A 13264-nucleotide genomic window follows, 5' to 3' on the forward strand; every position below is an offset into this window, starting at 1 on the left:
GACTATGGCCGGCGCTCCGCAAGAGCCCGGCCATAGTGATTCTGGACCAGCCTAATCCAGGTCATTTGAGCGGCACTAACCGACAACTTACGGTTATTTAATTTCTCCCGAAGCGCGTTTCATGGCATGGAGCGCGTAAGATTCTACGCCTGCAGGTAGGTCACACGGCTCGCCCGCAGCAGATGAAACAGACTGACCGATGAAAAACGAGGCCTAAGAGTGAACGCCCCTACCGATCCCCTCACTTCCGGCAAGCCGGACGCTCCGGATCTCGCCGCGATCCTCGCAACCTCTGGCCAGAAACAAAAGCGCGGGCGCGGCAAGTGGCTGCTTGTGCTCTGTCTTCTGCTGATAGGCGGCGGTCTCGGCTTCTATCTTTACGGCTCCGGCGACGGCCAGCAGTTCGACTACACGACGCAAGCCGCAAAGACCGGTGACCTGCAGGTCATCGTCACCGCCACAGGCTCGATCCAGCCGACCGATCAGGTCGACATATCGAGCGAACTCTCGGGCACAGTGCGCAAGGTCAATGTCAGCTACAACAGCCCGGTCAAGGCCGGTGATGTGCTGCTGGAACTCGATACCAACAGGCAGGAAGCCGATGTCCAGAGCGCGAGAGCCCAGCTTGCCTCCGCAAGGGCCAACGTTCTGAAGGCCAAGGCCGAAGCCGCCTCCGCAAAGATCAGCTTCGATCGGCTGACCTCGCTGGTCAGCAACCGAATCTCCAGCCAGCAGGATCTCGACGCCGCCAAATATGCCTATGATTCCGCGGTCGCATCGACGGATATCAACGAGGCAGCCGTCCTTTCCGCGGAAGCCAGCCTGCGCTTGGCCGAAATCAATCTCTCCAAGCTCAAGATCGTCTCGCCGATCGACGGCGTCGTTCTCACCCGCGACGTCGATCCGGGCGCGACCGTTGCCTCTTCGCTCAATGCACCGGTGCTCTTTACCATAGCGGGCGACCTGAAACACATGGAGCTGCAGGTCGCCGTCGACGAGGCCGATGTCGGCCAGGTCCGCGAAGGGCAGGAAGCGCGTTTTTCGGTCGATGCTTATCCCAACCGGCATTTCCCGGCAAAGATCGAATCCGTCCGCTTCGCCTCCGAAACCGTCAACAATGTCGTGACCTACAAGGCGATCCTGACGGTCGATAACGAGGACCTGCTCCTGCGCCCCGGCATGACGGCAACTTCGGATATCACCGTGCAATCGGTGACCGGCGCACTGCTCGTGCCCAATGCGGCTTTGCGTTATTCGCCGCCGTCGACCATGCAGCGACGCGGCAGCTTTCTGTCGCGCCTGTTTTCCCCGCCCCGTCCACGCGGAAATCGCGGTACCCGCAACGATGCATCTGCCGCAAGCCGGTCGGTCTGGGTTCTGCGCAATGGTACGCCCGAGCGCGTCTCCGTCGAAATGGGCGCAACCGATGGCCAGTTCACTGTCGTCAAATCACCGGACATGAAGGATGGCGACCTGTTGATCACCGAAGCGACTGCGCGTGGCCGCTGACTGGAGATCGACGATGACAGCACCCCTCATCGCATTCAGGCAGGTCTCGAAGGTCTATGGCCGTGGCGAAGCGACCATTCGCGCACTCGAGAAGATAGACCTGACCATCGCGCAGGGTGAGTTTGTCTCGATCATGGGGCCATCCGGCTCCGGTAAGTCGACGGCGATGAACATCATCGGCGGCCTCGATCTGCCGTCTTCCGGCGAATACATCTTCCAGGGCATCCCGACGAGCGGCTTCAGCCGCGCGCAACTGACTTTGCTACGCCGGCACATGCTTGGTTTCGTCTTCCAGGGTTTCAATCTTCTCGCCCGCACCTCGGCCGTAGAAAATGTCGAACTGCCGCTGGTCTATCGCGGCATGGACCATGCGGAACGCCGACGCCGAGCAATGGCGGCGCTGGAACAGGTCGGCCTGCGCGGACGCGAGGGCCACACGACCCAGGAGCTTTCCGGTGGCCAGCAACAGCGCGTCGCAATCGCCAGAGCCATCGTCACCGACCCGGCCGTGCTCCTCGCCGACGAGCCGACCGGCAATCTGGACACAAAGACCAGCGGCGAGATCATGGATCTCATCACCAGGCTCAATCGCGAAAACGGCATCACTGTCATCATGGTCACCCATGAAGAGGATATCGCCGCCTATGCGAAACGCCTCCTGCGTTTCGTCGACGGTCATCTCGTCAGCGATGAAATCCAGGCCAGGGAGGCTGCCCATGTGGTTTGAGACGGCAAAGCTTGCCTGGCGCGCCATCAGCCGCAACATGTTGCGCTCCTTCCTCACTGTGCTCGGCGTCGTCATCGGCGTCGCTGCCGTCATCGCCATGGTCACCATCGGCAACGGCACCACCGCCAAGGTGCGCGACGAACTCTCGAGGCTTGGCACCAACACGCTTTTCGTCCGTCCGGGCCAGTGGGGACCGGGCCGGGCAAGCACAGAGGCCAAGCGCTTCACCGATGGCGATATCACGGCAATCCGTGATCAGGTGAGCGGCCTGCGCGCCGTGGCACCCGTCAACCGCGGCACGGCGACCGTGATTGCCGGCGGCGCCAACCGCTCCACCAGCGTCATCGGCACGACCGCCGATTATCTGGTCGCGCAGGATTGGGAACTGGCGCTCGGCCGGGATTTCTCAGCCACCGAAGATCGTGGCAGCCAGGCCGCCTGCATCATAGGCGAGACGACACGCCGGGAACTGTTCGGCGCAGCAGATCCAGTCGGCCAGAGCATCCGTGTCAGCAACGTCGCCTGCCCGGTCGTCGGCGTTCTTGCCGTCAAGGGCCAGTCGGGCATGGGCGATGATCAGGACGACACGGTGATCATGCCGTTGAAACTGCATCAGCGCCGGATCGGCGGCACGACAACAATATCGAGCATCGTCCTTTCCGCGCAGGATGGCGTTTCGACGGCAAAGGTTCAGGCAGATGTCGAAAGCCTGCTGAGAGAGCGCCGTCGCATCGCAATCGGTCGCGACGACGATTTCTCCGTCAACGACATGTCGCAGATCGCCGCCGCCATGACCGGCACGACGATGCTTCTGACCGGCCTTCTCGGCGCGGTCGCCGCCGTCAGCCTGCTTGTCGGCGGCATCGGCATCATGAATATCATGCTGGTCTCGGTTACCGAGCGCACCCGCGAAATCGGCATCCGGCTTGCTATCGGCGCACTGGAAAACCAGGTGCTTACGCAGTTTCTGGTCGAGGCCGTGATGCTGTCGATCTTCGGCGGCGTGATCGGCATCGTCACCGGACTTGCTCTCGCCTATGGGGTCGTCAGCTTTCTGGAAGTTCCGTTTGTCGCCAGCCCCACGATCATTCTGCTCGCATTCCTGTTTTCAGCAGCGATCGGCATGATCTTCGGTTATTTCCCGGCAAGACGGGCAGCGCAGCTCAACCCGATCGACGCACTTCGCCACGAATAAGGCCATAAATTGCCGGTGGGAACCGGCAATTCGTCAATAGGCGGATACGTCGCGCTCTTCTTCCGCAAACGCCATCTGCAATTCCATCTGCACGGCGTGCATGAAGATTGCGGCCTGATGACGGATTTCTTCTTCCTCGACACCCTGAGCCCGGAACCCCTTGGCGAACTGTGCCATTTCGGTGCGCCAGAAACGGTTTGCCTCTTCGCCGTGAAGACGCTGAAGAGCGTCGGCGCATCGCCTTACGTCGGCGGTCCGCCGGTCGGCGGGGAACTGCAGCAGTGTCATGCCATCTCCATACTCGATGGGCCGAATCGCCCGTACATGAAGGCACTTTCGCCGCCAGACCTTCACAAAAAGTGAACCGGTCAAAAACCTTTTGGTTCCGATTCAAGGCCTTGCCGTCCCATTTTCGGACAATATGTTAGGATCGAGTTAGGCTTAACGCCCTGCTTCGAGGGGCGCTCAGGCGATTGATAACCAGCCCGGCGCAAGGCGAAGCACTGAAAGATGTCCCCACACACGTCATGAGGACAGATGAAAGGGACATGAATGTCTAAGGAACTTGATCACGTGAACCAGCCTTCGGACCAGTCTATCGCGCTCTTTCTGCAGGAGAACGATATGGACGGCCTGACCGACATTCTCGTAGAGGCATTGTTCCAGGCTCTGAGCATCATGGATGACGAAAAGCCCATCATGGAAACCCTGCATTAAAAGCAGTTCCGGCAAAGCAGGATGCGGTTCTGCGTCCGCAATTGCTTCAGGCTCTAGTCGGATACCGGCGGCTGATCATCTTCGGGCATCATCCGCTGGTAATACACCGCCAGTTCGGGAACCTCCTGCGCCAGCATCCCTATAAGATCGACCGGCGGCATTCTGCCCTCGTAATGAAGAGACAGAGCGTCTTTGTGCCGCTCAGTCAACGAAGTGTCCCGGTTTCGGGTGGCAGCAAAGACGCGCGTTTCCTCCTGTTTGCCCTTGACGGCAATCCTGTCGAGTTCAAAGACGCCAAAAATCCCGCCGATTTCATCCGCCGCCTTTTCGCCGATCAGCAGTGAAACGCCATAGGCTTTCGATGCCGATTCCAGCCTGGCCGCCAGGTTGACCGCATCACCGAGCGCCGAATAATCGAAGCGCTGTTCCGACCCCATATTGCCGACGACGCATTCGCCGGTGTTCACCCCGATGCCGATCCTCAACGGAAAGAACCGTCGCCCGTCAGCCTCCGCCTCATGCTGCAGTTCGTCATTCAGCGTCTGCATCGAGGCAAGCATGTCGAGCGCCGCAGACACCGCATGGACGGCATGGTCCGGGTCGTCGAGCGGCGCATTCCAGAACGCCATCAGGCAATCGCCGATATATTTGTCGATCGTCCCGCCATGGGACAACACGATCTGCGAAAGCGGCGTCAGAAGCCGGTTGATCAGTGCAGTCAACTGCTCCGGGTCGTCCTTCAGCTGCTCCGATATGGTTGTGAACCCGCGCACGTCGCAGAACAGGATGGACAGGAACCGTTTCTCGCCACCGAGTTTCAGCTTGCTCGGATCCTTGGCCAGTTGCGCCACCAGCGCCGGCGCCAGATATTGGGAAAATGCCCGCGTGATCTGTCGGCGGCTCTTGCGCTCCTGTGCATAATCGAGTGTCGCCTGGGCCGCGGCGACGCCGGCAAAGGCGAAGGATGGCGCAAGCGGCGACACGAACAGCCCGGCCCAGTGAAGCGCAAGATAACTTCCGCCGGCAAGAAGCAGAACCGCGGCAACCACGCCGATTATGGTCTTCCACCCGGTACGCCGGCGCACAAGCAGATAGGCACAAAGCGCCGACAGCAGGACTGTCGCCTGCGTCAACGATCCGCGTAGTTCGGTAACGGACCGGCCGAAACGAAGATTGTCGAGGATCGTCGCCTGTATTTCGGCACCGGCTGTCAGGCGTCCGTCATGAACCGTATGCGAGGTGGCAAAGGCATCGGCCCCTCCGCTGGCGATGGAAGGCGCATTCTGCAGGCTCAGGCCGACAATAACCGTCTTGCCCTTGAAAAAACCCGGCGGCAGAAAATTGACGGGATCGAGCGCCTGATAATAGGAAACCGTCCTGTATGTTCTCGCCCCCCCGAAGACCTGCACCAGCCTCCCCTCGTCCGGGACCTCGACAGCATTACCGCCCGCAACGGCAATGGTGGCCGCAAACCCGTCGACAATCGCCGGTACACGTCGAAATGCACCGTCGCGATCGAGCGATATCGAGGCTATTCCGGCAGCGGCTCCCCTTGATGTAAAAATCTCGAGCGGCATCACCCGGATATATTGGTCGGCCTGCTCCGCGGTAACGATCGTCTCGTCGGCCGCCAGAACCACGTCGGGTCCCATGACATCGGCCAGCGCCTGATCATTCACGGATGACGAAGGTTCGGAAAAGATGATGTCCAGCCCGATAACCTTTGCGCCCGCATCTCGAAGTTGCGTGACAAGCCGGGCATGAAGACTTCGCGGCCACGGCCATTGCATGTTGATGTCGGCAAGCGACGGTTCATCGATCGCGACGATCACGATATCGTCCGAAGGCACACCCGGTCCGCGGATCGTCGACAGATAATCGAAAGCCCGATAGTCCATCAGCGCCCAGCCCGGCAGGCGAGAAAGCAAAGCCACCGCGCCGAAGACGAATACCGACAGAAGCAGCACCTGCAGGGAGCGCGCAGCCATCAATCGGCGCGCAAATCGCCATCGTGAGCCGGATTGCATCAGAACCGGACCCTGAACGTGCCTTTGAACGAACGCCCCCAGCCGGGTATGTCGTTGTTCAGTTCGATATCCTCGTCCAGCAGGTTGTAGGCAGCCAGTTCAAACTCGAAGCGCTTGTCGAACGGTTCCCAGACAAGATTGGCATCGAGCGTCCAGTAGTCATCGAGCGACACGCCGGCCTCGTTGACACGGTCGCCGATGTAATTGGCGGCAAGCGTCGTCTTGACATGCGCCTGATTGACCCAGGTCAGTGCCACCTGCCCCGCCCATTCCGGCACGAAGGGTAGCGGCCCGCCCGATGTCGGCGTGCCCGAACCCTGATCCTCGGAATCCGTATAGGCGGCGGTCGAGGACAGGCCGAAACCCGCCCCGAGCACCGCATTGGCCGTCAGGCTCGCCCGGTCGAGCCGCCCTTCGCTCGTGGTAAACGGTGTCGAGACCAAGGGAATCGGAATGCGCGGATGATCCATCTCCTGGTGTTGATATTGCAGCGCCGTGAAGAAATCAGGCGTCCATTCGGCATCCCATCGCAGGGCATAGGTATCGACATACCCTTCCGTCCCGACCGAGATCGCATTCGGCTGGATGCCGACGATACCGATCGGCGACAAGGTCGGTGTCGTGAGGTCGATGCTGCTTCGCATGAACCCTGCCCGCAGCCACTGACCGTCCGTCGGTGACCATGCAAGCCCGATCCGCGGCTCGATGCGCGCCACATCCGACGTCTCGCCATCGATATAGCTGCCGAACAGGGCATATTCCGCCTTCAGACTGTCGCTGATTTCATGCAGAAGATCGACATAAACCCGCCCGACCGTGCTTTCATCGTAATCGGTAGTGCCAGGCGCCCCGGTAACACCGCGATATACACGCCCATCGATCCGGCCTCCCTCCACACCGTATCGCCAGGTAAAATCGTCCGCACCAACCATGTGATTGACCGCGGCTATATAGGATCGCTGCCGAAATTCTTCCCGGGCGGAAACTGTGACAAGCGGGCCTCCGGGTGGCGTGATATCGAGCGACTGGGTGTCATCGCTGCTTATGCCGCCATAAAGCAGAGCAGCATTGACCACATTTTGGTAGGCAACTGTATGGCTCCAACCCAGACCGGCATTGGTCACGCGAGCCGAGACATCCTGATAAGTCCTCAATGTGGTACCGCCGACATCCCCGGTCAAATCGCGAAAAACATCGCTTTTTGCGTCGTTGAAATAAAACACTAGCCGATCATAAGCCGTCGGGCTTGCCGTGAGGTAGGCATTGCCGCCAAGCAGCTTGTTTTCGGTTTCGAGATCCGTGAGCGCCCCGGTATCACGCGCATCCGGCACTTTCTGCCATTGCAGGTTCGCATAGAGGCTGACCGGGAACGGCAGGTTTCGATAGGCCTGTACCTCGCCTTCCGCCGTATATCCCGCCTCGCCCCCTGCCGTGGTGAAGCCGCCTCCGAGTTCGACCTCGAAGAAAGGCTGCTTCAACAGGTTCGCCTCGCGCGAACGGCCCGAGATGATATGCGGATCAAGCAACAGGCCCTGCAACAGAGAGGAAAACGCCTGGCTGTTGCCTTCGTTGGTAATGACATTGTCGCCATAGAAATAATTGTCGACGAAAGGATCGCTGCTGCCGCGCAAACTCTGGTCAACATAGGCCGCCGCCTGGAACGGGTCGAAGGCCGCATCGCCATAATATTCGCCCCAGGCATCCAGCCCCTGCAAACGAAACGCATCGTTGAGTGTAGATCCGGCCTCGTGATTGGCACCGACGGAGGTGAACTCGCCCCCCCGCGCCTTCGACCGTCGCAGATATTCCTGCGCATGCCGGATCGCCCCGACCGAATCGTAATCGTCGATCGCCAGCGCCGTCCTCACCGCCGCGATAACCGGATCGTTGTCATCCAGCCGGTCGGCATTGTCGAGTGCCTGGTTTGCAGCGACGCGATCGCCCTTCTCGTAATGCGCGGCGGCCAGCATCAGCTGTCCTTGAGAATAGGCGGGATTGGCAACCGTGCCGGCCAGCAGGTCTTCGACAGCCTTGTCCACCTCGCCCGTCTGCAGATAGTAGCGCCCGCGGGCGACAAGCGCGAGATCGAAGGCCGGATCAACGGCCATGGCCTTGTCGATCTCCGCCTTGGCCTTTTCGATTCGGCCCGTATCGAGATAGAAGATCGCAAGATTTGCATGCGGGATGGGATCCTGAGGATCAAGCTCGATCGCCTTCAGGAAGGCTGCCTCGGCTTCGCGGTTGGCATCGCGGGAGGATTGCACATTGCCGATCACATTCCACGTCGAGCTGCTGCCGGGTGTCACCCGAGCGGCGGCCTCGAGATCCTCCATGGCGCCGCTGTTGTCGCCCTGAAATCCCGCCCTGTAGAGCGCCCTCGCCTCAAGCGCCGTCGGCTCGTTCGGATCGAGCGACAGTGATCGATCGACCGCCTGCTGATATTCCGGCCTGTCGTTGAGAAGAAGCGCCAGCATTGCCCTATAGGCCGGAAGCTGCGGATCGTCCGGATATTGCCGCTCGGCATCCTTCAGCACGCCCATTGCCGCGCGCAGATCCTGCAGGAAGCCGACCGCATAGGCCCGCAGGAACGCCGCATCCGGCCCTTGGACGCTCCGCGGCATCTTTTCCACCCGGGTCGGATCGGCAAGACTGCGGGCATAATACCCGCCATAAAGCGCCACACCTCGTCGTTTTGCATCGAGCCCGCGCTGAGCCTTGTCGAACAGCTTTGCCGCCTCGGCATAATGCTTGTCTTCGGCCAGCATGATCGCCTCGATCAGCGAGAGCCGGGCCTTCTGGTTCGCGGTCAACGAGCGCCGCTCAAGCGCGCCAAGCGTCCGTTGCGCTGCGGGGCGTCCTTCGAGCGTCAGCTGTGTCTCGGCCAGCGTCACCCATTCCTCCGTCGTGCGCTCACCAGCCGGCTTGGCGACAATCCGGTCGGCCTGCCTGCGCATCTGCGCCACCGGTTGGTTCGATGCAGGCATCCGCCTGAAAGCCTCCCGTGCCGGCAAATAAAACAGCATCTGCTCGCGATCATCGCTATCGACGATCACCACCTTCTGCGGCGCCTGGCCGATCGAGGCGACGGCACCTTCGCCCTCACGCACATCGACACTGCCCTGCGGATTGCTGAGCCGCACCTCGCCTTCGAGCACACTGAGCGATGTCCTTGCCCCATCGACCGTCATCGTCCAGTCGGTTCCACGAATGGCGGCGGCCGCTGCCGGTGTCTGCACCTCGACGCCCGGCCCGCCGCGCTCGGCGCGCGCCCAGATCGTCCCGGCCTGCAGTTCCAGCACCGTATCGGCACCCGAACCTGACGTAACCTGCTTCACCACCAGCGTCGCATTGCGGCCCATACGGATCTGCGTCCGGTCGGAAAACAGGATTGCAAGCTGCCCGGTCGCATTCGTCCGCAGCACATCTCCGCCGACGAGATCCTGCCTCAAATCCACGAATTGCCAGTTCGAAACGTCGATAAAACGGACTTCCTCGCCCGTCTTGCGTGCAATCACCGCGCCGGCAACTGAGCCATCACGCGGCACGGGCTCACTGCGCGCGGGAAGACCACCCCCGGCACCAAGCAGCGTCAAAGAAACCGCAAATAAAAATCGATTGAGCACCCCGCGCATGCCGCAACCTGTGGACACAAACATATAAACTGTCAAGTTTTCGAGCCGATGTCACCTTGCTTTAAGAGGAAGGTGTATTAACACGGAGACACTTGAACGAGGGATCTCAAGAGTAATGAGCGATTTCGACAGCGCACCGACAGAAATGCTGGAAATGCCGATGGCGACAGGCATCGTCACGGAAGAATACATCAATCATATCCGCAAGGTGAACGATGTCTTTTACGATCAGATCAAGATCTCCGATCAGAAGGCTGCCTATATCTTCACCTTCATGCTTGCCTTTCTGATCTCGTCGGCAGAAGGACGCGGCGTATTCACCTTTGCCCGCTACACAGAGGGCAGCTGGCTGGTCGTCATCGTCTCCGGCGCGCTTGCGATTACGTCCGTATCTTCAATCATCTCGGCCATCATGGTCGTATTGCCGCGTCACATCGACAAATCCACCTCGCTTTTCTGGGGAACCTGGCCCCAGCACCGGCCGATTTTCGAACAGGCCGCCCAGCACAGCGATGTCAGCTATCTGTTCAACCAGTATCTCGACAATGCCGATGTACTGTCGCTGATCGCCCGGCAGAAATACCGCTTTGTGGCCTATGCATTCCGCGGCCTTGTTTTCACCGTTTTGGCCTATGTAATTCTGCTTCTTGCAACCTGACGCGAATCCCTCTCTTTCCCGGCCTCCCCTTCTGGCCCCGCCCATGGACCCCCCGCCAATGAATGCTGCCCTGACACCCTTCCTGACCATCGGCCTGCTCATTCTCTCCAACGTCTTCATGACATTTGCCTGGTACGGTCACCTGAAGTTCGAAAACAAGCCGCTCTATCTTGTCATTCTCGCCAGCTGGGCGATCGCCTTTTTCGAATATTGCGCCCAGGTCCCGGCAAACCGCATCGGCTACGGTTATTTCAATGCCGCCCAGTTGAAGACGATCCAGGAGATCATCACGCTCTCTGTCTTCGTCATCTTCTCGGTCTTCTATCTGGGCGAATCGTTCCACTGGAAACAGGCGATCGGTTTCGGGTTCATCGCGCTCGGTGCTTTCTTCATCTTCACCAAATAACGGGGACGTTGCCGGCCTCGTTGGAAAATAATCCGCTGGCGTCGCGGCAACTTAGATTTTGCCGCAGTGCCGTTTCATCCCCGCAACCGCCGTATGCGCGACAATCAGCCTGTCATCGGATGGGAAACCGGATTCGCGAACCGGCCTCCTCAACGGATTTCGGATCGGTTTTCCGGTGATGGTCGAAAGATCGGGGCAAACGGGAACTGACACGTCTCGAAAACCCGGATGATTTGGCCGGGGCAGGCAGATCGATTATCTACCAATCCACCAAATGCCACTGCCTGCTCCATTCCCGTTTCCACCATGCCGGCTTTGCCTTGCGTGGTTCTTCTCGCTGCACGGGATTTCACAAGAGAACGTAGCGGCCGTGCCGACGCTCGCGGCCTTTTCATCGGCAGTACCTTCTATTCCGCCGAAGTTTGTTCTAGAGACAGTGCTTCATCCGCCAGAACTGGGCGGCAGACTGTCTTTAGGTATGTTGATCGATGCTTGATTCTCTTAGAAACGCCGCCCGCTCCTGGGTCGCGAAGTCTCTGCTTCTGCTCTTGGTTGCCTCTTTCGCCATCTGGGGTGGCAGCCAGTCGCTTATCGCCTCGAATGCGAACACCGTGATGACGGTCGGCGACCAGGAAATCTCCACCGAGCAGTTCCGGCTTGCCTATCAGCGTCAGATTGCCAACCTCAGCCGCCAGTTCGGCACCCAGCTGACGGCCCAGCAGGCCCGCTCCTTCGGCATAGACCGTGAGGTTCTGACCCAGCTTTCGGCAGGTGCAGCCCTCGACCAGCTTTCCGATGACATGAATCTCGGTCTTTCCGAACAGCGCCTGGCAGACCTGATCGGTGAAGACCCGGCTTTCAAGGGCACCAACGGCCAGTTCGACCATGACCTGTTCTCCTCGCGCCTGCGCAATGCAGGCCTGCGCGAAAACGACTATATTGCCGAACGCAGCAAGGTCGCAGTCCGCAGCCAGGTCGTGGAAGCCGTTTCAGACGGCTTCAAGCCGCCGCAAGTCATGCTCGATGCGTTGAAACAGTATCGCGACGAGGCGCGCACAATCGATTATCTGCTTCTGTCGAACGCCAATATCGATCCGGTCAAGGCACCGGCGGATGACGTTCTGACCACATGGTTCGACGCCAACAAGGCCAAGTACCGCGCACCGGAATACCGCAATTTCGCCTATGTTAAACTCGAGCCGAGTGACATCGCCGACGCCTCCTCCATTACCGATGACGAGCTGCGCGCCGAATACGACAAGCGCAAGGACGGCTACAAGACACCCGAAACCCGCACGATCGAACAGCTGACCTTCCCGAACAAGGAAATGGCGGATGCAGCAGCAACGCAGTTGCGCGACGGCACGACCACGTTCGACCAGATCATCAAGGATCAGGGCAAGACCCCGACCGACGTCCATCTCGGTGACTTTACCAAGCAGAGCATCCCGGACCCTGCCTGGGCCGAACCAGCCTTCAAGGTTTCGGCCAATGGTGGCACCACCCCTGTCATCAAGGGCACGTTCGGCTCGGTCATCCTGCGCGTCTCCAACATCCGCCCGGAAAGCACCCGCGGCTTCGACGAAGTCAAGGAAGAACTGCGTCAGCAGATGGCGGTTGCAGCCGCCTCGCGTGAAATCGCCAGCGCCCATGACCGTTTCGAGGATCTGCGCGGCGGTGGCGCGACGCTCGATGACGCTGCCAAGGAACTGAACCTCAAGCTCGTCACCGTGACGGCAGATGCCTCCGGCCAGGACGAAAAGGAACAGCCGATCGCAAATCTTCCGGCTGCCAGCAACCTGATCGCCGAAGTGTTCCGCACAGAACCTGGCCAGGACACGATCCCGGTCAGCCTCGGCAATGTCGGCTACATCTGGTTCGAAGTTCGCAACGTAACGCCGGAACGCGAGCGTTCGCTTGGTGAAGTACGCGAAAAGGTCGTGGTTGACTGGACCGCCGAGCAGCAGCGCGAAGCCCTCACCGCCAAGGCAACCGAGCTGAAGGCTCGTCTCGACAAGGGCGAAACTCTGGCCGCGATTGCCGCGGACCTCGGCATCGCCGTCGAAACGAAGACCGGCCTGCGCCGCAACGCCGAAGATGCGATCTTCGGCGCGGAAGCGATCACGACCGCCTTCTCCGGTCCCGTCGACACGACAGGCACCGCCCTTGCAGCAGATCGCGAAAGCCGCATGCTGATGAAGGTGACCGCTGTCGAGCAGGCTCCGTCTGATGAACTGGCCAATGACCCGCAGCTTCAGCGCCTCGCGGAATCAGCAGGCGACGACATGCTTGATCAGATGGTCAACAGCCTGAAGGATCGTTATGGCGTCTCGATCAACCAGACTGTCCTCGATCAGTCCGCATCAACAGTTCAATAATTGAGGCAAATGCCG

The 13264-nt window shown here is 60.0% G+C and carries 10 protein-coding genes; 7 read left to right on the forward strand and 3 right to left on the reverse strand.

Going from position 1 to position 13264, the window contains the following annotated elements:
- Positions 1-219: 219 nt before the first annotated feature.
- Genes JZX87_RS12055 through JZX87_RS12065 form a run of 3 tightly spaced genes read left to right on the forward strand, consistent with a single transcriptional unit; the run spans position 220 to position 3431 of the window.
- Positions 220-1509, forward strand: a complete 1290-nt coding sequence (locus JZX87_RS12055; RefSeq protein ID WP_206825730.1) for an efflux RND transporter periplasmic adaptor subunit — start codon at positions 220-222, stop codon at positions 1507-1509.
- 13 nt (positions 1510-1522) lie between these two features.
- Complete coding sequence (locus JZX87_RS12060) at positions 1523-2236, forward strand: ABC transporter ATP-binding protein (protein WP_206825731.1); 714 nt, start codon at positions 1523-1525, stop codon at positions 2234-2236.
- Positions 2226-3431: an ABC transporter permease gene (locus tag JZX87_RS12065; protein ID WP_206825734.1), complete on the forward strand. Its 1206-nt coding sequence runs from the start codon at positions 2226-2228 to the stop codon at positions 3429-3431. The genes JZX87_RS12060 and JZX87_RS12065 overlap by 11 nt, the downstream gene beginning before the upstream one ends.
- 33 nt (positions 3432-3464) lie before the next feature.
- On the opposite strand, the gene JZX87_RS12070 is transcribed toward JZX87_RS12065, so the two are convergent.
- Entirely contained in the window at positions 3465-3719 is a 255-nt protein-coding gene (locus JZX87_RS12070) for a DUF6074 family protein (protein ID WP_206825736.1), read from the reverse strand.
- A gap of 264 nt (positions 3720-3983) precedes the next feature.
- Between JZX87_RS12070 and JZX87_RS12075 the strand changes: the two genes are divergently transcribed.
- Positions 3984-4148 carry a hypothetical protein gene (locus tag JZX87_RS12075; RefSeq protein ID WP_206825738.1) on the forward strand — a complete coding sequence of 55 codons (165 nt, stop codon included), beginning with the start codon at positions 3984-3986 and terminating at the stop codon, positions 4146-4148.
- Positions 4149-4201: 53 nt separating this feature from the next.
- Here JZX87_RS12075 and JZX87_RS12080 read toward each other — a convergent pair whose 3' ends face one another.
- Both JZX87_RS12080 and JZX87_RS12085 read right to left on the reverse strand, forming a co-directional pair.
- Positions 4202-6136 (reverse strand): CHASE2 domain-containing protein, encoded by a 1935-nt coding sequence (locus JZX87_RS12080; RefSeq protein ID WP_286194532.1) that lies wholly within the window; start codon positions 6134-6136, stop codon positions 4202-4204.
- A 38-nt stretch (positions 6137-6174) separates the two neighbouring features.
- Entirely contained in the window at positions 6175-9807 is a 3633-nt protein-coding gene (locus tag JZX87_RS12085; protein WP_206826117.1) for a FecR domain-containing protein, read from the reverse strand.
- A gap of 115 nt (positions 9808-9922) precedes the next feature.
- On the opposite strand from JZX87_RS12085, the gene JZX87_RS12090 reads away from it, so the two are divergent.
- The 3 genes from JZX87_RS12090 (at position 9923) to JZX87_RS12100 (ending at position 13249) form a co-directional block, all read left to right on the forward strand.
- A complete protein-coding gene (locus JZX87_RS12090) occupies positions 9923-10465 on the forward strand; it encodes a Pycsar system effector family protein (protein ID WP_206825742.1) in 543 nt (180 codons plus the stop codon).
- Positions 10466-10523: 58 nt separating this feature from the next.
- Positions 10524-10871 (forward strand): DMT family protein, encoded by a 348-nt coding sequence (locus tag JZX87_RS12095; RefSeq protein WP_148144793.1) that lies wholly within the window; start codon positions 10524-10526, stop codon positions 10869-10871.
- A gap of 488 nt (positions 10872-11359) precedes the next feature.
- A complete protein-coding gene (locus JZX87_RS12100) occupies positions 11360-13249 on the forward strand; it encodes a peptidylprolyl isomerase (RefSeq protein ID WP_206825751.1) in 1890 nt (629 codons plus the stop codon).
- Positions 13250-13264 lie beyond the last annotated feature (15 nt).

This window comes from Agrobacterium sp. Ap1, from assembly GCF_017313375.1.
Taxonomy (GTDB): domain Bacteria; phylum Pseudomonadota; class Alphaproteobacteria; order Rhizobiales; family Rhizobiaceae; genus Neorhizobium; species Neorhizobium cellulosilyticum.

What these genes read in the sequence shown, in the direction of transcription:
- JZX87_RS12080 (WP_286194532.1), bottom strand. Translation starts at nt 6,136, where the DNA reads ATGGCTGCGCGCTCCCTGCAGGTGCTGCTTCTGTCGGTATTCGTCTTC.
- JZX87_RS12065 (WP_206825734.1), top strand. Translation starts at nt 2,226, where the DNA reads ATGTGGTTTGAGACGGCAAAGCTTGCCTGGCGCGCCATCAGCCGCAAC.
- JZX87_RS12095 (WP_148144793.1), top strand. Translation starts at nt 10,524, where the DNA reads ATGAATGCTGCCCTGACACCCTTCCTGACCATCGGCCTGCTCATTCTC.
- JZX87_RS12060 (WP_206825731.1), top strand. Translation starts at nt 1,523, where the DNA reads ATGACAGCACCCCTCATCGCATTCAGGCAGGTCTCGAAGGTCTATGGC.
- JZX87_RS12075 (WP_206825738.1), top strand. Translation starts at nt 3,984, where the DNA reads ATGTCTAAGGAACTTGATCACGTGAACCAGCCTTCGGACCAGTCTATC.
- JZX87_RS12085 (WP_206826117.1), bottom strand. Translation starts at nt 9,807, where the DNA reads ATGCGCGGGGTGCTCAATCGATTTTTATTTGCGGTTTCTTTGACGCTG.
- JZX87_RS12070 (WP_206825736.1), bottom strand. Translation starts at nt 3,719, where the DNA reads ATGACACTGCTGCAGTTCCCCGCCGACCGGCGGACCGCCGACGTAAGG.
- JZX87_RS12090 (WP_206825742.1), top strand. Translation starts at nt 9,923, where the DNA reads ATGAGCGATTTCGACAGCGCACCGACAGAAATGCTGGAAATGCCGATG.
- JZX87_RS12100 (WP_206825751.1), top strand. Translation starts at nt 11,360, where the DNA reads ATGCTTGATTCTCTTAGAAACGCCGCCCGCTCCTGGGTCGCGAAGTCT.